This window comes from Eikenella halliae (assembly GCF_001648475.1).
GTDB classification, from domain to species: domain Bacteria; phylum Pseudomonadota; class Gammaproteobacteria; order Burkholderiales; family Neisseriaceae; genus Eikenella; species Eikenella halliae.
The window spans coordinates 185,414-209,236 of the sequence record NZ_LXSQ01000020.1 but is presented as its reverse complement, the minus strand read 5'-3'; the positions used below and the strand labels follow the sequence as shown (position 1 = coordinate 209,236).

Annotated in this window: 20 protein-coding genes, 1 tRNA gene and 2 pseudogenes; 8 read left to right on the top strand and 15 right to left on the bottom strand. The window is 56.8% G+C overall.

Annotated elements, in window-relative coordinates; all coding sequences use genetic code 11:
• Window positions 1-308 (top strand): annotated as a pseudogene (locus A7Q00_RS08745) (IS630 family transposase); the annotation flags it as partial.
• A gap of 139 nt (window positions 309-447) precedes the next feature.
• Here the strand turns inward: A7Q00_RS08745 and ruvB are convergent.
• The 5 genes from ruvB to fabI all read right to left on the bottom strand — a co-directional run bounded on the left by ruvB (window position 448) and on the right by fabI (window position 4,801).
• Window positions 448-1,479, bottom strand: coding sequence for a Holliday junction branch migration DNA helicase RuvB (gene ruvB, locus A7Q00_RS08740; RefSeq protein ID WP_064090160.1), 1,032 nt, complete (start codon window positions 1,477-1,479; stop codon window positions 448-450).
• Window positions 1,480-1,531: 52 nt separating this feature from the next.
• Window positions 1,532-1,696 (bottom strand): hypothetical protein, encoded by a 165-nt coding sequence (locus tag A7Q00_RS13585; RefSeq protein ID WP_156503786.1) that lies wholly within the window; start codon window positions 1,694-1,696, stop codon window positions 1,532-1,534.
• Window positions 1,697-1,766: 70 nt separating this feature from the next.
• Entirely contained in the window at window positions 1,767-2,150 is a 384-nt protein-coding gene (locus A7Q00_RS08735; RefSeq protein ID WP_064090159.1) for a hypothetical protein, read from the bottom strand.
• 66 nt (window positions 2,151-2,216) lie between these two features.
• Window positions 2,217-3,845, bottom strand: a complete 1,629-nt coding sequence (locus tag A7Q00_RS08730; protein WP_064090158.1) for a YdgA family protein — start codon at window positions 3,843-3,845, stop codon at window positions 2,217-2,219.
• Window positions 3,846-4,012: 167 nt separating this feature from the next.
• A complete protein-coding gene (fabI, locus tag A7Q00_RS08725) occupies window positions 4,013-4,801 on the bottom strand; it encodes an enoyl-ACP reductase FabI (RefSeq protein WP_064090157.1) in 789 nt (262 codons plus the stop codon).
• A 445-nt stretch (window positions 4,802-5,246) separates the two neighbouring features.
• On the opposite strand from fabI, the gene tldD reads away from it, so the two are divergent.
• Window positions 5,247-6,698 (top strand): metalloprotease TldD, encoded by a 1,452-nt coding sequence (gene tldD, locus A7Q00_RS08720; RefSeq protein ID WP_064090180.1) that lies wholly within the window; start codon window positions 5,247-5,249, stop codon window positions 6,696-6,698.
• Window positions 6,699-7,346: 648 nt separating this feature from the next.
• Window positions 7,347-8,597: a serine hydroxymethyltransferase gene (gene glyA / locus A7Q00_RS08715; RefSeq protein WP_064090156.1), complete on the top strand. Its 1,251-nt coding sequence runs from the start codon at window positions 7,347-7,349 to the stop codon at window positions 8,595-8,597.
• Between the two features lie 315 nt (window positions 8,598-8,912).
• Here the strand turns inward: glyA and erpA are convergent, their stop codons facing one another.
• Window positions 8,913-9,263 carry an iron-sulfur cluster insertion protein ErpA gene (gene erpA / locus A7Q00_RS08710; RefSeq protein WP_003821808.1) on the bottom strand — a complete coding sequence of 117 codons (351 nt, stop codon included), beginning with the start codon at window positions 9,261-9,263 and terminating at the stop codon, window positions 8,913-8,915.
• 255 nt (window positions 9,264-9,518) lie between these two features.
• Window positions 9,519-11,024, bottom strand: coding sequence for an SEL1-like repeat protein (locus A7Q00_RS08705; protein WP_064090155.1), 1,506 nt, complete (start codon window positions 11,022-11,024; stop codon window positions 9,519-9,521).
• Window positions 11,025-11,580: 556 nt separating this feature from the next.
• On the opposite strand from A7Q00_RS08705, the gene A7Q00_RS08700 reads away from it, so the two are divergent.
• Entirely contained in the window at window positions 11,581-12,417 is an 837-nt protein-coding gene (locus A7Q00_RS08700; RefSeq protein ID WP_064090154.1) for a 23S rRNA (adenine(2030)-N(6))-methyltransferase RlmJ, read from the top strand.
• 73 nt (window positions 12,418-12,490) lie between these two features.
• Here the strand turns inward: A7Q00_RS08700 and A7Q00_RS08695 are convergent, their stop codons facing one another.
• The 7 genes from A7Q00_RS08695 to A7Q00_RS08665 all read right to left on the bottom strand — a co-directional run bounded on the left by A7Q00_RS08695 (window position 12,491) and on the right by A7Q00_RS08665 (window position 18,310).
• Window positions 12,491-13,048 (bottom strand): hypothetical protein, encoded by a 558-nt coding sequence (locus tag A7Q00_RS08695; protein ID WP_064090153.1) that lies wholly within the window; start codon window positions 13,046-13,048, stop codon window positions 12,491-12,493.
• A 65-nt stretch (window positions 13,049-13,113) separates the two neighbouring features.
• Window positions 13,114-13,773, bottom strand: a complete 660-nt coding sequence (locus A7Q00_RS08690) for a histidinol-phosphatase (protein WP_064090152.1) — start codon at window positions 13,771-13,773, stop codon at window positions 13,114-13,116.
• 4 nt (window positions 13,774-13,777) lie between these two features.
• A complete protein-coding gene (gene hda, locus A7Q00_RS08685; protein ID WP_064090151.1) occupies window positions 13,778-14,437 on the bottom strand; it encodes a DnaA regulatory inactivator Hda in 660 nt (219 codons plus the stop codon).
• Window positions 14,438-14,493: 56 nt separating this feature from the next.
• Window positions 14,494-15,900, bottom strand: a complete 1,407-nt coding sequence (gene gltX, locus A7Q00_RS08680) for a glutamate--tRNA ligase (RefSeq protein ID WP_064090150.1) — start codon at window positions 15,898-15,900, stop codon at window positions 14,494-14,496.
• A 218-nt stretch (window positions 15,901-16,118) separates the two neighbouring features.
• Window positions 16,119-17,273, bottom strand: a complete 1,155-nt coding sequence (locus tag A7Q00_RS08675; protein ID WP_064090149.1) for a trans-sulfuration enzyme family protein — start codon at window positions 17,271-17,273, stop codon at window positions 16,119-16,121.
• A gap of 197 nt (window positions 17,274-17,470) precedes the next feature.
• A tRNA-Ser gene (locus A7Q00_RS08670) sits at window positions 17,471-17,561 on the bottom strand.
• 56 nt (window positions 17,562-17,617) lie between these two features.
• Window positions 17,618-18,310, bottom strand: a complete 693-nt coding sequence (locus A7Q00_RS08665) for a class I SAM-dependent methyltransferase (protein ID WP_064090148.1) — start codon at window positions 18,308-18,310, stop codon at window positions 17,618-17,620.
• 240 nt (window positions 18,311-18,550) lie between these two features.
• Here A7Q00_RS08665 and A7Q00_RS08660 point away from each other — a divergent pair, with 240 nt between their 5' ends.
• From A7Q00_RS08660 to A7Q00_RS13580, 3 genes and pseudogenes are all read left to right on the top strand, one after another.
• Window positions 18,551-20,797, top strand: coding sequence for a LysM peptidoglycan-binding domain-containing protein (locus A7Q00_RS08660; protein WP_064090147.1), 2,247 nt, complete (start codon window positions 18,551-18,553; stop codon window positions 20,795-20,797).
• 101 nt (window positions 20,798-20,898) lie between these two features.
• Entirely contained in the window at window positions 20,899-21,531 is a 633-nt protein-coding gene (nth, locus tag A7Q00_RS08655) for an endonuclease III (protein WP_064090146.1), read from the top strand.
• A gap of 137 nt (window positions 21,532-21,668) precedes the next feature.
• Window positions 21,669-21,793: pseudogene (locus tag A7Q00_RS13580) on the top strand (IS5/IS1182 family transposase); the annotation flags it as partial.
• Here the strand turns inward: A7Q00_RS13580 and A7Q00_RS08650 are convergent.
• Window positions 21,786-22,673, bottom strand: coding sequence for a VirK/YbjX family protein (locus A7Q00_RS08650; protein ID WP_064090145.1), 888 nt, complete (start codon window positions 22,671-22,673; stop codon window positions 21,786-21,788). The pseudogene A7Q00_RS13580 and the gene A7Q00_RS08650 overlap by 8 nt on opposite strands.
• Before the next feature lie 208 nt (window positions 22,674-22,881).
• On the opposite strand from A7Q00_RS08650, the gene tadA reads away from it, so the two are divergent.
• Window positions 22,882-23,646 carry a tRNA adenosine(34) deaminase TadA gene (gene tadA, locus A7Q00_RS08645; RefSeq protein WP_082887806.1) on the top strand — a complete coding sequence of 255 codons (765 nt, stop codon included), beginning with the start codon at window positions 22,882-22,884 and terminating at the stop codon, window positions 23,644-23,646.
• The last annotated feature ends 177 nt before the right edge of the window (window positions 23,647-23,823 follow it).

Sequence of the window (23,823 nt, the reverse complement as noted above, 5' to 3'; positions counted from 1 at the left end):
TTGCTCCGATGGTTTATCAAAATACGATGACCGGAGTCTTTTTTGAAGCGTGGTTTCAGCAATGCCTACTGCCCGCATTGACTCAAAAATCGGTGATTATTTTAGATAATGCACGATTTCACCGTATAGGTGTCTTACGGGAAATGGCGGAAAAATTGGGACATAAGGTATTGCCTCTTGCACCCTATTCACCTGAGCTCAATCCGATTGAGAAGGTGTGGGCGAATATTAAGCGGTATCTTCGAACCGTATTGTCTGATTACGCCCGATTTGACGATGCGTTACTGTCCTATTTTGATTTTAATTGACTATAATGGCTTATCGAGGGAGATAAGAGCTCAAGAAAGGCTACCTGAAAACGAAGCAAAGCGGAGTTTCTGCGAAGCTAAAACGAAGCAAAGCGGAGTTTCTGCGAAGCTAACAAGATACCGATGCTTTCAGGTAGCCTCACGGCTGAAACGGCAGGCCGAAGTGGCTATAGCTGCGTTCGGTGGCGACGCGGCCGCGCGGGGTGCGCTGGAGGAAGCCTTGCTGGATGAGGTAGGGCTCGATTACGTCTTCGATGGTGTCGGGGCTTTCGCCAATGGCGGCGGCGATGTTGTCCAAGCCGACGGGGCCGCCGGCAAATTTGTGCAGCACGGCTTCGAGGAATTTGCGGTCCATCATGTCGAGGCCTTCGTTGTCCACATCGAGCATTTGCAGGGCGGCATCGGCCAGGGCGGCATCTACGCGGCCGTTGCTTTTCACTTCGGCGTAGTCGCGCACGCGGCGCAGCAGGCGGTTGGCGATGCGCGGGGTGCCGCGGCTGCGGCGGGCGATTTCGAGTGCGCCGTTGTCGGCCAGGCTCATTTGCAGCAGGGTGGCGGAGCGGGAAACGATGGTGGCGAGGTTGGCGCTGCTGTAAAACTCGAGGCGGGAGACGATGCCGAAGCGGTCGCGCAGGGGGTTGGTGAGCATGCCGGCGCGGGTGGTGGCGCCGACGAGGGTGAAGGGGGGCAGGTCGATTTTCACGCTGCGGGCGGCAGGGCCTTCGCCGATCATGATGTCGAGCTGGTAGTCTTCGAGGGCGGGGTAGAGGATTTCTTCCACCACGGGGCTGAGGCGGTGGATTTCGTCGATAAAGAGCACGTCGTACGGCTCGAGGTTGGTGAGCAGGGCGGCGAGGTCGCCGGCGCGCTCGAGCACGGGGCCGCTGGTTTGGCGCAGGTTGACGCCGAGCTCTTTGGCGATGATGTGGGCGAGGGTGGTTTTGCCCAGGCCGGGGGGGCCGAACAGGAGGGTGTGGTCGAGGGCTTCGCCGCGCTTTTTGGCGGCTTGGATGAAGATGCCGAGCTGCTCTTTGGTTTTGGCCTGGCCGATGTAGTCGGCAAGGGTTTTGGGGCGCAGGGCGCGTTCAAGCTGCTCTTCCTGGCTGGAAATTTGGCGGGCGGTGATGAGGCGTTCGGGTTCGGCGGCGGTGAGGGAATCGGTGTGGAGCATGATGGGGAATGGGGTTTTCAGGTAGCCTTAGTGGGTTAATTTGGTTGCGGTTTTATTTGGTTTTTACGGCGGCACGGCCTTGGTTTTGCCAATTAGCTTTGTAGGAGCTTCGCTTCGTTTTAGCTTCGCAGAAACTTCGCTTCGCTTCGTTTTCAGGTAGCCTTTTTGGGGTGGGGTAGCAGGTGGGGCTACCTGAAGTTGCTGTGTTCGGTTGCATTTTAGCGAAATTTGCTTGGGCTTGCCGTTTGTCTTGCTGGCGTTCAGTTCGTTTGCTTTCAGGTAGCCTGTTAGGCGAGAAAAGCTTCGATTGAGCCGGGCTGACGCCGGCTGTTTTCCAGCCATTCCGGCAGCCATTCGGTGATGCGTTCGCCGGTACGGCGGATGAAGGTGCCGGGCTGGGGTTCGTCGATGTATTCTTGTTGGCGAACGAGGACGAGCGGGGCTTCGCTGCCGGGCTGCCCTTTGGCAAAGGCGAGGGCTTCGGCATGGGTGGCGAAGGCATGGAAGTAGTCGTCGCCTTCATATAAATCGGGGGCGCCGCGCTCGGGATGGCACCACACGCGGTATTCGAGCACGTCGTCGTAGAAATAGCCGCCGCCGGAATGGCAGAGGGCAGGGTAGGTACCTACTTTTTCTGGATAGGCGGCGGGCGGGTAGGGAGACTGGCTCATTTTGTGCAACGCTTGCTTGGAAAATAATCAGAAGGCTACCTGAAACGGCAGCCTTCTGTTGCTGGGCTAGGGGGCAGATGCGCCCTTCGGCGGGGTGGAAGCAGCCGAGGCGGCGGCCGGTACGGATGCCGGCGTGGCCGGGGCACTGGAATCGGCGGGCAGGGAGCTGTCGGGCAACAGGTTTTCATCGGCTTGCGATTCGATGCGCTTGCCGTTCATGCTGAAGGTTTTGTTGCGCACGACGATGTGGGTGCTCACGATTTGGTTGCCGTCGATTTTCAGGTAGCCTTGCCGCGCCATGCTTTTGAGCACGCTGTCGAGCCACAGGCGCACGGCTTCTTTGATTTCGTGGTCGGCATCGGGCAGGGATGGATCGACGCTGATGTAGTTTTTGGCTTGAGCGGCGGTGAGCCGTTCGATCACTTGCTGCGGCGCGGCGATGTGGAAATCGGCGTCGGTTTTGGCGAGCAGGTTGTCGATATCATTCAAATCGGCAGCGGTAAGGCCGCTGAATTTGAGTTCGCCGTTGCCGCTAATCATGCCTTGCGGTGTGGTGAGGTCGAACTGTTTGAGCCGGATAACGGGATCGTTAGTAAACAGGCCGGCGGCTTCGTTGCGCAGGGCGGCAAGTAGGGCTTCGCGCATTTGCTCGTCGCTGAGGCGCTGGGTGATGAGCTGGTCGCGGCGGGTTTTGAGCGCGGCGAGGCTTTCGGCATCGAGGTGTTCGGCGCTCACGTGGATGACCAGCGGGCCGTAGTTGTCGCTGCCGTAGTTGAGCTTGGCAAAGCCGAATTTGCCTTCGGTGTTCACCCAACGGCCGTCTTGATCCATGCGGGTTTCGATTTGCAGGTCGTTGAGGGTGATTTTGGCGGGCGGCACTTGGCCGTAGGGGTTGATGAAGCTGCCGATTTGCAGGTCGGACACCATGTTCAGCACATCGTTGAGGCGGATGTCGTAGTTGATGCTGTCTTTCCATTCCACTTCCACTTGGCCGAGAGTAAGCTTGCTGTTGCCCAGGGCAAGGTTGTGGCTGCCTTCGCGGGTTTCGGTGTGCAGCTGGAGGTTTTTGTAGGAAACGCTGCCTTTGTCGGCCAGGGTGATGGTGAGGCCGGGGTTGTTCAGGCTGCTTTGGTATTCAGTAAAGTATTTGGTGTAGTCGGTGCTGCCTTCGAGGCCTTGCCAATTGATGGCGATACCGGAGAGCTCTTGGTATTTGAAAGTGGGCACCTGCCAAGTGAGGCGGCCGTTGCCGTTGAGTTGGATCACGTTGCGCAGGCTGGCAGGGGCTTGGCTGCCGAAGAAGCGTTGCAATATTTCTCGGCTTTCGGGCTGGAAAACGAATTCGGTGTCTACCACGGCGCGCACAGGCATGCTGCCGTTGGCAAACAGGCTGTGTTTGATGTTGCTCTCCAGTGTGATGGGCTGGGTGAGGATGGTTTTGATGTTGTCGGGCAGTTTGTCTTGCAGCTGCGCCAGGAAGGTGGGCTTGAAGCGCACCACGGTGGTTTCGTGCGAACTGAACCAGCCGCGCTCGTAGCGGCGGGATTCGACTTGCAAGAAGGATGTGTGGCTTAGGATTTCATGCTGTTTGTTCAGGCTTTGTTCGGCTTTGATGCCGAGATAGTAGGGCGCGCCGAGGAATAGGGCGGCCAGCAGCAGGATGAGGCCGGAGAACAGCCAAAGGAGTTTTTTCATGCAACAACCAAAATGCGTGATATTAGGAAAGCGCAAGGATAACACCAAAACGGGGCACTGTCTTGGTGCGGGGCAAGCAAGAGGCTACCTGAAAACGGATTTTTACTTTCGTTAAAATTGTTTTCAGGTAGCCTGTGTGCCCTTAACGGGCTAAAACGGACAGTAAATTAGACGCCGGTGCCGCTTAGGGCGTTGATGCTGTAGCCGCCGTCCACGTAGGTGATTTCGCCGGTGATGCCGGAGGAGAGGTCGGACAGCAGGAAGGCGGCGGTGTTGCCCACTTCTTCGATGGTTACGTTGCGGCGCAGCGGGTTTTGCGAAGCAACGTGGTTGAGCAGGCGGCCGAAATCGGCAATGCCGGCGGCAGCCAAGGTTTTAATCGGACCGGCGGAGATGCCGTTGCAGCGGATGCCTTCGGGGCCAACGCAAGCGGCAGTGAAGCGAATAGCGGCTTCCAAACTGGCTTTGGCCATGCCCATTACGTTGTAGTTGGGGATGGCGCGCACGGCGCCCAGATAAGTGAGCGCGAGGATGGCGCTGTTGCGATTGCGCATCATCGGGCGGGCGGCTTTGGCCAGCGCGGGCAGGCTGTAGGCGGAGACATCGTGTGAAATTTCAAAGGCTTCTCGGCTGATGCTGTCTAAGAAGTCGCCGCTGAGGGCTTCTTTGGGCGCGAAAGCGATGGCGTGCACCAGGCCGTCAAGGCCATCCCATTTTTTGCCCAAGTCGGCAAATACTTGTGCAATTTCAGCATCATTTTGCACATCGCAGCGGAATACCAAATCGGAGCCGAAGTCGGCCGCCATTTTGCGCACGCGTTCTTCCAATTTGTCTACCACATAGGTGAATGCCAACTCAGCGCCTTGTTCGCGGCAGGCTTTGGCGATGCCGTAGGCAATGGAACGCTCGGAAATCATGCCGGTAATCAGGATTTTTTTGCCTTGCAAAAAGCCCATTTTTCTTGTCCTCGGGGAAGTTGTCTGTGTGCAGGCTGTTTGGTTTTCAGGTAGCCTGCGCCCAAAAGCGGGATATTATAGCTTAATTTAAGGTGCCAGAGTAAATCCGGCGCTGTTTTGCGTGTGCTGCAAACAGCCGAAACCCGCTGTTTTCGGCAGCGGGCTTCAACTTTTCGGTTTTGAGTATTGGGATGTTAAGCAATTGGTTTCGCTAGGCGCACTCCTGTGGAATTGGGTAGATATAGCTTTTTCAGCTATGCCCCATAAGAAAGGGGTTGTGGCTATTATACACAAACGATAATTGTTATCAATATTTAAATGGAAAATATTTTTATCAATATGCCTGGGTGCGATTTATTTTCACAATCCTAGCAACTGGCAATACGAGCAACTGCCCAGCCGTTATATAATGCCGTCCGACTTTCGTTTTCAATCCTTTAACGCCATGAACACCGCGCACTCCACCGTTTCCGCACAACTGCTGCACGCCAACCAACTGGGCACCGACGAAATCGCCCGTGCTTTATCTGCCATTTCCGCCCATCAAGTGGACTATGCCGACATTTACTGTCAGCGCACCGCTTATGAGAGCTGGCACTTGGAAGAGGGCATGGTGAAATCCGGAAGTTTTCAGATTGATCAAGGCGTGGGCGTGCGGGCGGTGTCGGGCGAGAAAACGGCGTTTGCCTATGCCGACAGCCTAAGCCCGGCCGTACTGCGGCAAGCAGCAGAAGCGGTACGTACCATCGGTGTGGCAGGGCAGGAGCGGCAGGTTAAGCTGGCTGCTTCAGCCAACCGCCAGCAGGTTGCACTCTACACGCCGGATAACCCGATTCCCGGCTTAGATTCAGCCGCCAAAGTGGCGCTGCTCAACCGTGTGGAGCAGCTGGCCAAAGCTGCCGACCCGCGCATCGTGCAAGTGATGGCCGGGCTGACTTGCGAACACGATTTAATCTATCTGGCGCGGTTAGACGGCATCACTGCCGCCGATATCCGCCCGCTGGTGCGCCTGAGCATCACCGTAGTCGCCAAGCAGGGCGAGCGGCGCGAAGTGGGCAGCTTTGGCGGCGGCGGACGGCACGGGCTGGATTATTTCAATGAAGAGCGGCTGCGCAGTTATGTGGAGGCGGCGGTAAAACAGGCTTTGGTCAACTTGGAGTCGCGCCCCGCGCCCGCCGGCAGCATGACTGTGGTGCTCGGCAGCGGTTGGCCGGGCGTGCTGCTGCACGAAGCCGTGGGGCACGGGCTGGAAGGCGATTTCAACCGCAAAGGTACCAGCGCGTTTGCCGGCCGTTTGGGCGAACGCGTGGCAGCCAAAGGCGTAACCGTGGTGGACCAAGGCAATATCGAGCTGCGGCGCGGCTCGCTCAATCTGGACGATGAAGGCAACGCCACCCGACAAACTGTGCTGATTGAAGACGGCATCTTGGCCGGCTACCTGCAAGACGAAACCAACGCCCGGCTGATGGGCATGGCGGTAACCGGCAACGGCCGCCGCGAAAGCTACGCTGCCGCACCCATGCCGCGCATGACCAACACTTTTATGCAAAACGGCAACCGCGAGCCGGAAGAAATCATCGCCTCAATCGAAAAAGGCCTGTATGCCGTGAACTTCGGCGGCGGGCAGGTGGACATCACCAGTGGCAAATTCGTATTCAGCGCCTCCGAAGCGTGGTGGGTGGAAAACGGCAAGCTGCAATACCCCGTGAAAGGCGCTACCATCATCGGTAGCGGGCCAGAAGTACTCAAACACGTGAGCATGATCGGCAACGACATGGCGCTCGACAGCGGCATCGGCGTGTGCGGTAAAGAAGGTCAGAGCGTGCCTGTGGGCGTGGGGCAGCCCACACTGCGCATCGATGCCGGCTTAACTGTTGGTGGCAGCGAAACTGTTTGACGGTTTGGCAAGAAAGGCTACCTGAAAGGGATTCAGGTAGCCTTTTGTCTATATAACGGTGAAAGGTACATTTGTTTACACAAGACCTCAAACAGCTATTCAGTTGATTACCGCATATATAATTTCACATAATATACATTATGCGAACTAAAGTTTGTAGCGCACGTATCCGCCCAGATTGTGCGTGTTCATTCTATTCATGATAGCCTTTAGCAAGATATCTTTATTATAGCCGCCAGTATTTGGCTAGCTGGTAGTTCGAATAAATGCAGGCTAAACAACTTTTCAGGTAGCCTTTGCTTTTCGGAAGGCTACCTGAAATAGGAAAAATCTGCCTTCAGGTAGCCTTCCTTACCAACACGCATACAGTACAACGGAAGCACTTTTCTTCATGGCAAGCGACAAGCCTCAAAACAGGTTGGGCTATACGGTGAGGCTTGCCGCCGAAGAAGGAAGCAAAGGGCTTTCGCTATCAGCACGGAATTCGGCTACAATACCGCTTAGCATGAGTTAAACAAACTTCTCCCTTTCCCAGCCAACTGTCGGCAGTATGAATGGCGCAGTTGTGGGCAAGATCGGTTTTTTGTTCAGCTTATCCTACGCTGTCTGCCAGCATCCATCCATTGTCTGTCAAAGGAGACCCAAACCATGTTTTCCCACAGCCTTACCATCGCCAAATACGATCCCGAACTTGCCGCCGCCATTGCCGCAGAGGAACAGCGCCAGCAAGACCATGTTGAGCTGATCGCCTCTGAAAACTACGTCAGCTGCGCCGTGATGGAAGCCCAGGGCAGCCAGCTCACCAACAAATACGCCGAAGGCTACCCCGGCAAACGCTACTACGGCGGCTGCGAACACGTGGACGTGGCCGAAGAGCTTGCCCTCGAACGCGTGAAAAAACTGTTCGGCGCCGCCTATGCCAACGTACAGCCCCACTCCGGCTCGCAGGCCAACCAAGCCGTGTATGCTTCCGTATTGAAACCCGGCGATACCATCCTCGGCATGAGCCTCGCCCACGGCGGCCACCTCACCCACGGCGCATCGGTAAACATTTCCGGCAAGCTCTACAACGCCGTTACCTACGGCCTGGACGAAAACGAAGTGCTCGACTACGCCGAAGTGGAACGCCTCGCGCTTGAACATAAACCCCAAATGATTGTGGCCGGTGCCTCCGCCTACGCCTTGGAAATCGACTGGGCGAAATTCCGCGAAATCGCCGATAAAGTAGGCGCGTACCTGTTTGTGGATATGGCACACTATGCCGGCCTGATTGCCGCCGGCGAATACCCCAACCCCGTGCCGCATGCCGACTTCGTTACCACCACCACCCACAAAACCCTGCGCGGCCCGCGCGGCGGCGTGATTCTGTGCCGCGACAACACCCACGAAAAAGCGCTCAATTCCGCTATTTTCCCCAGCCTGCAAGGCGGCCCGCTGATGCACGTGATTGCCGCCAAAGCCGTGGCCTTCAAAGAAGCCCTGTCGCCCGAATTCAAGCAATACGCCAAACAGGTGAAAATCAATGCGGCGGCGATGGCGGAAGAATTGGTAAAACGCGGCCTGCGCATCATTTCCGGCCGCACCGAAAGCCACGTTTTCCTGGTGGACCTGCGCCCGAAACACATCACCGGCAAAGCCGCTGAATCCGCACTGGGCAAAGCGTTGATTACCATCAACAAAAACGCCATCCCGAACGACCCGGAAAAACCCTTTGTTACCTCCGGCATCCGCGTGGGCACCGCCGCCATCACCACCCGCGGCTTCGACGAAGCTGCCTCCCGCAAACTGGCGAATCTGGTGGCCGACGTGCTGGACAAACCCGAAGACGAAGCCAACCTGGCACGCGTGGCTGGTGAAGTGAAAGCCTTGTGCGACCAATATCCGGTATACGGCGCATAAGCAAATATGCTTAGATTGCTGCTTGAAATAAAACCGGCCGACTGGAAACAGTCGGCTTTTTTTATGCCATTCAATAATATGGCGGATTAAAGATAAAGCGGGGATCGTGGGTAGTATGAGTATAGTGAATTAACAAAAATCAGGACAAGGCGACGAGCCGCAGACAGTACAGATAGTACGGCAAGGCAAGGCAACACTGTACTGGTTTAAATTTAATTCACTATAATACGGCAAGGCAAGCTAACGCCGTAGCATTCTTGTTTAAAAGGCTACCTGAAACTTTCAGGTAGCCTTTTATTCATGTGAGCGAATCAATCAAACCGAGAATGAAGAACCGCAGCCGCAAGTGGTTACGGCATTCGGGTTGCTTCGGATAACGAATTGCGAGCCTTGCAGGCCTTCGGTGTAGTCGATTTCCGCGCCGAGCAGGTATTGGTAGCTCATCGGGTCGATTAGGAAAACAAGGCCGCTTTTTTCGATTTGGAAGTCGTCGTCGTTCACGATTTCATCGAAAGTGAAGCCGTATTGGAAGCCGGAGCAGCCTCCGCCGTTCACGAACACGCGCAGTTTCAAATCGGGGTTGTTCTCTTCGGCAATCAGCTCGGCTACCTTATTGCAGCAGCTTTCAGTGAAGATAATGGGATCGCTGTGATCAATATCAGACATGGTTTATTCCTTTTTCTGTGTTATGCGGGATGGGCTTATTGTGGCGCAAAGCGGGGTTTGCGGGCAAGTCGGCCTTGGGTAAATTCTATGCGGCAAATAAGGGCGGAGGCGGCGGGTTTAAAGTACAGGCAGGCGGTGTTTACCAACAGAATGTTTTAAGGCGGGCGTTGCGTTTAGCCCTCACCTGCATATAGAGGCTACCTGAAAACCGTTTGCCATTCTTCAGGTAGCCTTCCGATTTCAGGCTGCCCTACCCTAAGCCAATTCTTCCTGCCATTGCTCTAAGAGTTTCTGCCACTCGCCTTCATTTTTATGACCTTGGGCGATGGCAGCCTTGAGGTGGGAAATTGCTTCGCCAGCGTTGGCGCGCACGCCCCAGCCGTGGTAGTAGAGGCAGGCGAGGTTGTAATGCGCTACGGGGTCGTGCCGGAGGGCGGCTTTTTTAAACCAGGCCGCGGCTTTTTCGTAGTCTTTGCCCACAAATTCGCCGAGGAAAAACATCATACCGAGGTTGGTTTGGGCGCGCGGCAAGCCGTATTCGGCGGCGGCTTTGTAGAGCGAGAAGGCTTGGCCGATGTCTTGGGTGACGCCGTTGAGGCCGAAATGGCAGATGAAGGCCTGGCGGTAGTGTTCTTCGGCCAGCTGTTCTTCCGGGTCGGGCAGGTGGCACACGGGGTCGGATGCGCGGCGCTGGGGTTTCACCGGCTCGGCCAGTTTTTCTTTGGCCTCTTCGTGCCCGTTGAGCACGGCCTGTTCATACCATTGCCGCGCCAGTTTGTCGTCTTTGGATACGCCCAAGCCGTAGCGGTACACATCGCCCATTTGATACATGGCGTCGGCATTGCCCAGGCGTACGGCCTGCTCCAGGCAGCGCACGGCGGCTTCGAAATTCTGCTGGATGCCCTGCCCAGTGAGCAGCTGTTTGGCCAACAGGTTCAGTGCTTCGGAATCGTTGGCGTTGGCGGCTTGGATAATCCATTGTACGGCGGCTTTGGGGTCGGCTGCGCAACCGATACCGTTGAGCCGCATGTGCCCGGCCTTGCTTTGGGCAGCCACCACGCCTTTGGCGGCCACTCGTTCGTACCAATGCAGGGCTTTGGCTTTGTCCATGCTGCCGAAGCGGCCGGTTTCATACAGGCGGGCGAGCTGCCATTGCGCATCGCCGTAGTCCTGTTCAGCGGCGCGTTTGAGCCAACTGATGCCTTGGCGCACGTCGGTTTTGGTGCCCAATCCGTGCAAGAGGGCATAGGCCATGTGGTATTGGGCCTGCGGTTCGCCCAGCGCGGCGGCATGGGAAGCCCAGGCAAAGGCTTTTTGATGCTGGCCGTGGGCGGCCGCGTTTTCCATCAGCCACACGATGGCCGGCGGGAATTTTTGCGCAGCCAGGTGCTGCATCACTTGGCTGGCGGCCAATACGTCTTGCTGCATGCCTTCGCCGTTGGCCTGCATCAAAGCCAGGCTGTAGGCGGCTTTCAGGTAGCCTGAAGCAGCGGCACGCTCCAGCCAATATAATGCGGTGGCATAATTTTGCGGCACATTTTGGCCTTGGCGGTTCCATTCGCCCAGCTCGTATTGCGCCTGCTGGTGCCCCTTTTCGGCGGCCTGGAGCATATCGGCCACGGCTTTTTCACGGGTGTCTTCTGCTTCCAGCAGCTGTTGGGCACGGCGGTAGTAGGCTTCGGCATCAGGCAGATTATCCTGTTCCGTCCGCTTTGTTTTCACCAACTTGGCCGCTTTGCGCCCGAGTGCAAATTTAATCATTCGTTCCAACCGTATTTAAATCTTTCTTTTAGCGGCTATTGCGGCGAAGCCGCATTCCGCTCCTCCCTAAGTTCAGGCCGGTTGGCAAGGGGCATTCCCCTGCCCGCTAACTGTTCTGTTGCACGGCATCTTGTTAATATACAGATATTTTAGCACGCCAGGCCACCCTGTGGCAGCCCGTTTGAGCTATTCGAGGCTACCTGAAAAGCTAAAGTGCACCGATAATTTGCTAACAGAGCCTCTTTTACGCATAAATTGCCAAACTTTCGGGCTACGAATTGTCGTTCATTTGATTTTGGTCAATATTTCTTCCCGATATTATCTTTATAATTCCCTCCAAGTTGAAAGGATTTAGTGCCAGCTGTCAAACAAAGCTGGTTGGTTGAAATAGAGATGCTCCTGTTTCTTGCAACATTGGATTCATTTTCCTCTTGATGTGTGTGTGTTTAGGTGTGGCCGACTGCCACACCTTTTTTTATCTGCAATATCCAGCCAAAGTAGCGAAAGCCGCCCTACCCGCTATAAAATGCCGCCTTTTCCAACTCAGCGCCATCTCATGCTCAGCTACCGCCACGCCTTCCATGCCGGCAACCATGCCGACATGCTCAAACATTTCATCCTGTTTCTCACCCTCGACTATTTCAACCGCAAAGACAAGCCCTATTGGTATATCGATACCCACAGCGGCGCCGGCCTATACCGCCTGGCAGACGATGCCGCGCAAAAAACCGGCGAACACCAACAAGGCATCGGCCGCCTGCTCGCCACGCCCGCCCTGCCTGCCGAACTGGAGCAATTCCGCCAACACCTGAGCCATATCCTGCCCGCGCCCGATTTTTATTGCGGCTCGCCCCGCCTCGCCCAAAGCCTGCTGCGCGACAGCGACAAAATGCGCCTGTTTGAGCTGCACCCCGCCGACTTCGCCCTGCTGCAGGAAAACACCCGCGCTGACCGCCGCATCATCGCCAAACAAAGCGACGGTTACCAAGGCCTGATTTCCCTCCTGCCCCCCCCTCCGCGCCGCGCCCTGACCCTCATCGACCCGCCCTACGAGCAAAAACAAGATTACCGCCAAGTAGTCAAAACCCTGCAGGCCGCCCTGCACCGCTTCGCCACCGGCTGCTATTTGCTGTGGTATCCCTGCCTTTCGCGCGAAGAAAGCCGCCAACTTCCCGCCGAACTGCGCAAACTGCCCGTTACCCATTGGCTGCAAGCCGAACTGCATGCCCATGCCCCGCGCAGCGACGGCTTCGGCATGCACGGCAGCGGCATGTTCGTTATCAACCCGCCCTACCTGCTGGCTGAACAGCTCGCCGCCAACCTGCCCACCCTCGCCGAACTCTTGGCGCAAGACCAAGGCGCAAGATTTGTGCTGGAGCAAGAAAGCACTTAAGCATTTAAGTTTTCAGGTAGCCTTTTCCATGCAAAGGCTACCTGAAAAATACAGCACCGTGCCAAACCGGCAATCAATACACTGATTTGCCATACAGCTGCCCCGGCCGGCAGCGGTTTCTGATTTCCTCCGCCAATGCCAAAGCATTCCCCGCGCTATTAAGCCACACCCGGTTTCCGGCCTCAGACAACGGCTTAATCTGATTCAAATTCAAACTGAGTGTTTGCGGCACTCCCCCGGCCTGCTCCGGCATACGGTATTGCAGTAACAATTTGCTAGGGAAATTCCCGCCCCGCAAATTCACAAATTGCAACCATTCATAAGCCACAAAACCCTCGCCCGCACCCGATAAACAATAACGGATACCCTCTTCCTCCAAGCGCACAAACTCCCGTGCCCCGGTACCTTTACGCCGCCACCACATCAGCCGGCATACCGCCACCGCAAGCAGCAACAAGATACCCGAGTACAATACCGTGGTCTGATATTGCCCAAACAGCAAAGCCGTCCGGCCGATAATCGTGAGCGAAGCCAATACGCCAAACACAGTAGCCCACCCGTTCAGCAAGCCTTTGCTCACTTCCCATTCCCGCACCGTTTTGCGGCAGGCCAGATAATTTTGATTTTCCATTATTTCGCCTCCTTGAGGCTACCTGAAAAAATACACTGCATCATTCCCTCAGCCCATTAAGGCCGTCACACAAAATCCAATATCGGCCAGCCGTGTTGGACGGCGGTGAGGGTGAGCACAGGGTCGGGATTAACGGCTACGGGCTGGTTTACCTGCTCCAAAAGCGGCAGGTCGTTGCGGGAATCGCTGTAGAAATAAACTTTTTCGTAGTCGGCCTGGCTTTGGCCGCGTTCGGCCAGCCATTGGTGCAGGCGGGTTACTTTGCCCTCTTGGAAGCTGGGCGTGCCGATTGGTCGGCCGGTGTAGTTGCCTTGGGCATCGGTTTCGAGGCTGATGCCGATGATATTTTCAATGCCGAATTCGCGGGCGATAGGGGTGATGATGAATTCGTTGGTGGCGGAAATCATGAGCAGGGTGTCGCCCGCGTCGCGGTGGCTGTTGACCAGCATTCTGGCCATTGGGGTGATGTTCGGGCGGATGCGCTGCATGAACTCGCGGTGCATTTCGTCCAGCTCGGCACGGCTGTATTCGGCCAGCGGACGCAGGACGAAGGCGAGATAGGCATCGAGATCGAGGCAGCCTTTACGGTAGTCTTGGTCGAACGCTTGATGGCGCTGCATATCGGCATCGCTGAAGATGCCTTTTTCGTGCAGGAAATTGCTCCATTCGCTGCTGGAATCGCAGTTGATGAGGGTGTGGTCGAGGTCGAAAATGGCGAGGTTCATTGGTTTAAATATCCTGTTGCAACAGTTGTTTGAGCAGGGGCAGCGTGATAGGGCGGTGGCTGGCGAGGGCGTGACGGTCGAGCGCGTCGAGCATGGCCATCAGGCTGCCGATGTCGCGCCGCCAGTGGTGCAGCAGGTAGCGGAAAATATCGGGCGAAATGCGGATTTGGCGGCGGCGGGCGGCTTCAACCAGGGCGGCGATTTTTTCTTCGTCGCCAAGCGGTTTGATTTCATACACCAGGCAGTAGCCCATGCGGGTGCGCAGGTCTTCGCGCACGGATAGGCGCGGCGGCGGCACGCTGGCGCCAATCAGGAGCGCGCCCTGCCGGCTTTGGCGGAGATGGTTGCAGAAATTAAACAATTCGGCCTGGCCGTCGGCATCGAGGCTGTCGATTTGGTCGAGGGCAAGATGGCAGCCTTCGGCGGGTGCTTCGTGCAGCGGCTCATTGGCGGCATTCAGGTAGCGTGCGCTCAATCCGGCCGCTTCGGCCTGCGCCGCCCAGGCCTGGAGCAAATGGCTTTTGCCCGCCCCGGCCGGCCCCCACACATACACAAAGGGCTCGCGCTGCCCGCGCAACACTTGCAACAGCTCGCGGTTGCCTTGGCCTAAAAAGGTGTCGAAACTCGGCGGGGCAGCGGGAAAATCGAGGATGAGTTGGTTCATGATGTGATGGAGGCTACCTGAAACAGGGTAGCTGCTTTCAGGTAGCCTTTCGCGGTTTAAGCCGATTCGCGGATACGGCGCAACACTTCTTCTTTGCCCATCAAGGCCAGCACGGCATCCACGCTCGGCGTTTTGGCCGTACCGCACACCGCCAGCCGCAACGGCATGCCCAGTTTGCCCATTTTGATGCCTTCGGCTTCGCAGAACGGGGCGAACAGGGCGTGGATGTTTTCCGCCGTCCAATCCTGTTCGGGCAGCTCGGCCAGTTTGGCGGCGAAACGCTGCATCCGCGCGGGGGCTTCCGCGTCCCAGTGTTTGGCGACGTCGGCTTCCGGCGGCACGGCTTTGCGGTAGAAGTAGGCGCATTCGGCAGCCAGCGCGTTCAAATCGTGGGCGCGGTCTTTCACCAATGCCAGCACGTCTTCCAGTTGCAGGCTGCCTGAAACGGCAATACCTTGTTTTTCCAGGCGCGGCAGCACCAGTTTGGCCAGTTCGGCGTTGTCGGCGGCTTTGATGTGTTCGGTGTTAATCCACATCAGTTTTTTGCCATCCATGCGGCTGGGGCTGGCGGAAACGTGTTCCAAATCAAACCATTGCACAAACTGCGGCATGGTAAAGAATTCGTCGTCGCCGTGCGCCCAGCCCAAGCGGGCGAGGTAGTTCAGCAGGGCTTCGGGCAGGATGCCCATGTCTTCGTATTCGGTAACCGCTACGGTGTCGCCGCTGCGTTTGGAGATTTTTTTGCCCTGCTCGTTCAGAATCATCGGCAGGTGGGCGTATTCGGGCAGGGTGGCACCGAGGGCTTTGAAAATGTTGATTTGTTTGGGTGTGTTGTTTACGTGGTCGTCGCCGCGAATCACATGGGTGATGCCCATGTCCATGTCGTCCACCACCACGCAGAAGTTGTAGGTGGGCGTGCCGTCGGCGCGGGCGATGATGAGGTCGTCCAGCGCTGCGTTAGGAATGCTGATTTCGCCTTTCACCAAATCGTTCCAGCGGGTAACGCCTTCAATCGGCATTTTGAAGCGGACGACGGGTTCTACGCCGTCGGGGATTGGGGGCAGCGTTTTGCCGGTTTCCGGCCGCCAGCGGCGGTCGTATGTGGCCGTGCCTTCGCGCTCGGCTTTTTCGCGCATTTCTTCCAATTCTTCTTTGCTGCAATAGCAGTGGTAGGCGTGGCCTTCGTCCAGCAGTTGTTGGATGAGGGCTTTGTAGCGCGGGAAGTTTTTGGATTGGTACACGATGTTGCTGCGGTTGTCGGCGTGCAGGCCAACCCAGTCCATGCCCTGCAAGATGATGTCCACGGATTCTTGGGTGGAGCGTTCCAAATCGGTGTCTTCGATGCGCAGCAGGAATTCGCCGCCGTGGTGCTTGGCAAACGCCCATGAATACAGCGCGGTGCGCACGCCGCCAATGTGCAGGTAGCCGGTGGGGCTGGGGGCGAAACGGGTTTTGATGGTCATGATATTGGCTTTCGGAATGAGATAGATAGCGGATTAGCAAACTTTCGATACCAAGCGGATCAACACCGTGGCAAAACTTTAAGTGAATCCGCTATTGGGAAAGGGCGTATTGTAGCGGATTGGGCTGGCTTCGGGGAATGTGGCGGCAGATAAAAGGCTACCTGAAATGCCATGCAGCACAATTTTCAGGTAGCCTGTTTGCCATTCTGGCAGGCGCGTTACAGCGTGGTGTTCAATGCAGTATCGATGTCGCGCCAAATGTCTTCAATATCCTCAATGCCCACGGAGAAGCGCAGCAGGCCTTCGCGGATGCCGAGTTTCTCCTTCACCGCCGGGCTCATGCCGCTGTGCGACTGGCTGAAGGAATGGTTCACTAGGCTTTCCACGCCGCCAAGGCTGGCGGCCATGTGCAGTAGTTTGAGATTGCGGATAACAGAATCGGCAGCGGCTTGGCCGTCTTTCTTCAAATATACCGACACCACGCCGCCGAAGCCGCGCATTTGGCGTTTGGCTAATTCGTGATGCTCATGGCTGGGCAGGCCGGGATAGAACACTTTGTCCACGGCGGGGTGTTGCTCCAAGCGGCGGGCGAGTTCGGCGGCGTTGGCCAGATGCTGCTTCATGCGCACGGAGAGGGTTTTGATGCCACGCAACACGAGGGCGCAATCCATCGGCCCAGCAATGCCGCCGGTGTTCACCATGGTGCTTTGTAGGCGTTTGGCCAAGGCTTCTTCCTTAGCCACCACAATGCCCATCAGCACGTCGGAATGGCCGCAGAGGTATTTGGTGGCGGAGTGGAACACGATGTCGCAGCCCATGTCGAGCGGATTTTGCAGATAGGGGGTGGCGAAGGTGTTGTCGATGCCCACCACCGCACCGGCGGCTTTGGCCTTGTGCGCCAATAGGGGGATGTCCACCAGCCGCAGCAGCGGGTTGCTGGGGCTTTCCAGCCACACGAGTTTCACTTTATGTTCGGTTAGGAGCTTATCGAGGTTTTCAGGTAGCGTGAGGTCGGCGAACACGACGTTTACGCCCCATTGGGCATACACTTCGGTGAGCAGGTCGTAGGCACCGCCGTAGATGTCGGCCACGGCGATGATGGTGTCGCCAGGGCGCAATATGGTGCGGAATACGGCATCAATGCCGGCCATGCCGCTGCCGAAGGCGAAGCCCGCGCAACCGTGCTCCAATTCGGCCACGGTGTCTTCCAGCACCTTGCGCGTGGGGTTGGCGAGGCGAGAATAGCGGTAGGGGATGTTTTCGCCGATTTGGTGCATGGCGAACATGCTGTTTTGATAAATCGGCGGCATGATGGCGCGGTTGTGCTCGTCAGGGTTGTAGCTGCTGTGGATGACTTCGGTATCGAAATGCACGGGGGTTCTCCTTTCAGGTAGCCTCTGGTAGCTGAAGCTCTTCCTATAGCGTTGGCTCGCTGGGTAGGAAAAATGATTGCTTCGCTATATGGCCGTATTGGCGATGGTGTCGGTTGCGGTAGATAAAAAAACAGCCGAGCAGTGTAGCCGGCTGTTTTGACTTGGCTTCGCAAAGCCGATGCTCTGCAAAAATATTCTGGCGGAAAGGAAGGGATTCGAACCCTCGATACGCTATTCACGTATACACGCTTTCCAGGCGTGCGACTTCAACCACTCATCCACCTTTCCGAGGTAAGGTGCGCGATTATACTAAAACACCCACGGTAACACAACCATTTTCTGCCCTACCCCTGCCGGCAATTTCCCGGCAACAATGAAAAGCCTTCGCCCCGCAGTTTTCCGACCTTTTCGCGCAGCGGAGTGAGCGGATACACCGTTTTCACCGCCGCCAAACCATAAGCCGCAGCGGCTGCCGGCCACCAGCGGTTGCCCGCTAACTCCATAAAGTGCCAGCGCCGCAGCGCCCGCTCGTTCTCCCACGGCGGCACATAGGCCATAAACCGCCCCGTATCCGGCCTGAAGCCGGCCTCAGCCAGCATCCGCCTCACTTTCGGCAACGGCAGCGCATGGGCACGCAGGCCGAGTTGTTTTTCAGGTAGCCCGAAGCGCCACAGCGAATACGGGTTAAACCCGCTGAGCACCAGGCTGCCGTTGGGTACGAGCACGCGGAAACACTCCCGCAGCAATTCTTCCGGCTGCGCGCATAATTCCAAACCATGTGGCAGCAGTAAAGTTTGCACACTGCCCGACAACAGCGGCAGCTGCGGCAGTGCGCACACCACATCTGCCTGCGCCCTACCCCGCCCCAACCGCAACACCTGTTGCGGCCAGCCATCCCAGCCGCAAAGCGAAGCGACCACGGTGATGCCGTATGGATTAGCCGTATGCGCAGCAAAAAACGCCTGCTCCGCCGTTTTCAGGTAGCCTCCCGTGGCGGTGTTGTCCAGCCATTTATCCAAACTATTTTCTTCTATCATGCCACCCCCTTGCTCTCCCGGCCATCATACCGACCAAACAAAATTTTGCAAAACACAGCACAAAGAAATCTGCCTGAAAGGAGAGTTTGGGCTCGCTCTCGTGTTATCATTCTACCTTTGCGAATTTGCCATACCGGCAAAGTGTCCGGCGGCGGCCCAAAACAGCTTCTGCCTGGACTTTAATATCCAAAATATTTTATTAAATCATAATGTTAAATACAACGGACTCATTTCTTCGCCATGAGTAAATTCAAATTTCTTTCCTTAGCCGTTTTAAGCTTAGGGATTCCTGCCTCCGCACTTACCCAAACCTATACGCCGGAGCAGATTGCCGTCTCTATCACCAACCTTAATGCCGCTATCCTGCGCAACCCTTCTTCCCCCCACAATAATCTATGGAGCCGTATGCGGCAAGACTTCCGCATGAGCGAGGTCAATCCCGAAATCGTGCGCCGTCACGAAACCTACTACAGCACCCGAAGCGCCTATTTCAACCGCACCGTGGAGCGCAGCCGCCCCTACCTCTACCACATTCTCTCCGAAGTGGAAAAGCGGAATATGCCCTCCGAAATCGCCCTGTTGCCGTTTATTGAGAGCGCGTTTGTGACCAAAGCCCGCTCCCACGTGGGTGCATCCGGCCTGTGGCAATTTATGCCCGCCACCGGCCGCCACTACGGCCTGGCGCAAAACCATATTTACGACGGCCGCCACGACATCTACGCCTCTACCAACGCCGCACTGGATTATCTGCAATATTTGCACAATATGTTCGGTGACTGGTCGCTTGCCCTGGCCGCCTACAACTGGGGCGAGGGTAATGTCAACCGCGCCGTAAACCGTGCCCGCAGCCAGGGGCTCGAGCCGGTGTATGAAAACCTAAATATGCCCAACGAAACGCGCAATTACGTACCCAAACTACTGGCCGTGCGCAACCTCGTGAGCAACCCGCAAGTTTTCGGCCTCAACCTTGCCGACATCGAAAACAAACCCTATTTTGCAGCCATCAGCATCGACAGCCCGATGGATATCAACGCCATCACCCGCCTGGCCAACATCAGCCAGGCCGAATTCGAAGCACTCAACCCCAGCTTCAAAGTGCCCGTATTCCTGCCGGAAAACGGCCAACGCAAACTGCTTCTGCCCGTGGGCGCGGTCAACGCCTTCGAGCGCAACCTGCGCAATGCACCCAAAGAATCCCTGCTCTCCTACGACATTCTGCGCTCTGACGGCGCCACCACCCTCAGCGACATCGCCGACCGCAACGGCGTGAGCGTGACCGACCTGCGCCGCACCAACGGCCTAAGCAGCAACACCATCCGTGCTGGCCTACCTATCCTCGTGGCCAAAAACAGCTTGAACAACGGTCAGCTCGGCCGCGGCGTGCAGATGCTGGCTGATAACAAGCCTGCCGGTGACGACCCGCTGGGCAACCTTATCCGCCGCAACAGCCAGAACGTAGCCGAACGCACCAGCACCGTGGCAGCGGCCAAACCTGCCGTCCAGCCTGCTGTCGCCCCGCCCGCTCCTGTTCAGGTAGCCTCAGCCCAACCCGCTCGCCCGCCCGAGCCCGTTCGTGCGCCCGTACAGCAGGCAACGAACACAAACCCAGCCCCTGCCGCTTTTGCCGCGTTGGCTGCCAACAGCCCCCGCCCGGCCGAGCCTGCGCCTCGTGTAACCAGCTCGCCTGATATTCAGGTAGCCTCGGCTCCAACGATTACCCAAACAGCTGCCCAGACCGTAGAACAACCTGCTACCCCCAGCAATATCAACACACCAACAGACAGGCTACCTGAAACCGCTGAGCTGGCTGACAATAGCAACCTTCAGCCCGACCCATTGATGTCCTTGGCCAATCGCAGCAGCACGGATAACGACATCGAACCTGCCGATACCGATGAAGCCGATAATGGCAATAGTGCCGCATCCGCCGTACGTGCTTCCTTAGCCCAAACCGAAACACAAGAAGCCCGCCGCCAAGCACAAGCTGAGGCTCGCCGCGCCAACAATGCCGGCTTTGGCCAACTGGCTGCCAACACCGGCAACAACCAACGCCGCGCTACCCGCCAAGAACAACAAGCCAACCGCCGCGGCGCGCAAACCGTCACCCATAAAGTGCAGCCCGGCGAATCGTTGTATTCCATTGCCCGCCGCTACAACGTAGACATGGCCGAGCTCAGCCGTGCCAATAACCTGCGCGGCAACAACATCCACCCAGGCCAGGTATTGCACGTGAGCGGCGGCAGCAATCAACAGGCCGCCAACCGCCATGCCGATAACAAACCCAACATCCGCAACGAACGCGGCAACGATCGCAATGTCAGAAACGGCCGCCAGCAAACCGTATCCCACACCGTGCGCAGTGGCGATACCCTACAATCCATCGCCCGCCGCTACAACACCTCCGTGGCCGACATCAAACGCAGCAATAACTTGGGCAACAGCGTACTGCGCCCCGGCCAAAAACTGCGCGTGAGCAGCGGCACTTAACCATTGCCCAAGCGCACAAGGTTTCAGGTAGCCTCAATTAAGGCTACCTGAAAATATTTATAAAGACTATACAACAAGTTGTAAACCTTACCAGTCAAACCATGAACCCGCAAAAACGCCGCGAAATCTTCCAACGCCTGCACGATGCCAACCCCAACCCCACCACCGAGCTGGTGTTTCACAGCCCCTTCGAACTGCTCATCGCCGTGCTGCTTTCTGCCCAAGCCACCGACAAAGGCGTGAACAAAGCCACCGCCAAGCTTTTCCCCGTGGCCAACACTCCGCAGGCCATCCTCGATTTGGGCCTGGAAAAGCTGATGGAATACACCCGTACCATCGGCCTTTACCAAACCAAATCCAAACACATTATGCAAACCTGCCGCCTGCTTCTGGAAAAACACGGTGGCGAAGTACCGGATACCCGCGAAGCGCTTGAAGCGCTGCCCGGCGTTGGCCGAAAAACCGCCAATGTTGTGCTCAACACCGCCTTCGGCCAGCCGACCATGGCCGTGGATACCCATATTTTCCGCGTAGCCAACCGCATGAATCTCGCGCCCGGCAAAAACGTGCGCGAAGTGGAAGACAAACTCATGCGCTTCGTGCCCAAAGAATTTCTGCTCAACGCCCACCATTGGCTCATCCTGCACGGCCGCTACACCTGCAAAGCGCAAAAGCCCCTGTGCCACGAATGCATCGTGTATGACTTATGCGAATACAAAGGCAAAACGGTTTAAACCCATAAAACGCAGCCCTGTATGTTCAGGCCATAAGAGGCTACACCTGAACATACAGGGCTTGGTTTTGCAGCGGATAGGTTTCAGGTAGCCTCCCCTCAGTTGGAAGGCTACCTGAAACACAGTGGGCACGCTGTTATAGTGGATTAAATTTAAATCAGGACAAGGCGGCGAGCCGCAGACAGTACAAATAGTACGGCAAGGCGAGCCAACGCTGTACTGGTTTAAATTTAATTCACTATACCGCCTAGCAATCAACTTTCCGAACGAAAGAAGCGGCGGATATCCTGCTCCAGCGCATCCAGCATTTCATAGCGTTTGCGGTACATAGAGCGTTTTTTGCTTTGCACTTCTTCCAGCGGTGTGCGCTCGATTTGAGTGGGCAGCCGCCAATAGCCGTTGGCATCGAGGCTGCCTTGGTTTTCCTGCCAGAAGGCATCGTAGTTGAACAGCAGGCGGCTGGAGTCGTTCCAGCGGAATTTAGCCTGGCTTTTGTGCGGAATGCCATAGAGCTCGCAGCCGAGTTCGGCAGCCATCAGCTTGAATATATTTACCATCATAAACATCGGCCGCACGCCGTGCAGCTGCTTGGTGGTGTGGCGGATGAGCTCGGGGGCATCGCTGCTGTGCGGGCCTTGGATGGAAGTAATCAGCAGGCCGTTGGGCGCGATAAAGCTGAACACGGCATCGTAAATGCGGCTGCGCTCGGTGCTTTGCAGGCTCACCAAAAAGAAGCCTTCCAACGGGTCTTTATGGTTGATATTCAAACTGATGGAGAGCTCGGGCGCGGGATGGTTGAGCACGATTGTGCGCTGCTCCACCAACTCTTGCCACTTGGCAGCGGAAGGCTTGCTTTGCGCCAAAGTGAAGTTGTTGATTACCGCTTGCAACCGTGCGTTCTTGTCGAAGCGGTTGTCGGCATAAGTATCCAGCACGGCGCGGGCGGCATAGGGATTGTGTTGGAAAATCGGTGCCCACATCGGATGTTGGTTGATGAAGGCAGTAAACTCTTCGCATTGCCGCCTCGCCAGCAGGCGCTGGATGTGGTCGCGCAGATACACCACCGCATATTTGCGGATGCCCCGTTCGCGCAAATTGGGATACTGTTCGTCGAAAGTGGGAAAGTGAAATAAATCAGACATAAGCGCCCATATTGTGCCAAACGGCGCCGAACCGTTTGCGTGAGAAACAAAGCGATGCCGGGCAAAATCCGGCCATCAAAAAGCGGCCAATCCTACCCGATTTGCCAACAGCCTTGCAAGGCTTGCCGCTGGGAATTGAGGCTACCTGAAACCATACGCCACCCTTTCAGGTAGCCTCCCGTCTTGCCTCAACCGCAGCCGCCCAATTATGATGCTGCCCATTCAGCCATTATTTCCGTCTATTATGCACGCCACCCCGCTCACCACGCCCCCACTTGCCCCCAAAACCCGGCAGGCGCTGCTTGAATTGGGTATAGCCGACACCGCCGAACTACAGCGCATTACGCCTGCCACCGCTTTCCTGCTGCTTAAAGCCAGCGGCCTCACCATTACCGAATCCACGCTGTGGCAATTAGTATTGCTGGCCGAAGGGCGGGAAGGCTACCTGAACGAAGCCGAACAAGCCGAATGGCGCACCAAACTGCGTGCCCACCGCCCGGTTGCCCTGTTTCCCCCGCGAGAAGAAAGCGAACGCTGGATGCGGCAGGCATTGCAACTGGCCGGGCAGGCCTTAGCCGCAGGCGAAGTGCCGGTGGGCGCGGTGGTGGTGCGCCGGGGCGAAATCATCGGGCGCGGCGCCAATGCCTGCGTGGCCGAACACAGCGTGTGCCGCCATGCCGAAATCGCTGCGCTCACTGAAGCCGGCCGCCGGTTGGGCAACTACCGGCTGGACGGCTGCGATTTATACGTTACCCTCGAACCCTGCAGCATGTGCGCCGGTGCCATCATGCAATCGAGAATCCGCCGCCTGATTTACGCGGCTGCCGAGCCGAAAACCGGCGCGGCCGGCAGCGTGCTCGACCTGTTTGCCAATAAACAGCTCAACCCGCATACCGCTGTGCAAGGCGGTGTGTTGGCAGGGGAAAGTGCGCAGCTGCTGCAACGTTTTTTTCAGGAGCGGCGGCAGGGATAGAGCGGGTTAAAATAAGGCAGCGAGCCGCAGACAGCCAAGCGAACCGATGCAGTAGCATTCTTATTTTGATTCACGATAAATGCCGATTTGAGATCAGCCCCTAGCCTATCCGGCTACCTGAAAAACAGTAGCAGATAGTTTTCAGGTAGCCTTTAATCATCCGCCAACCGCTAGCGT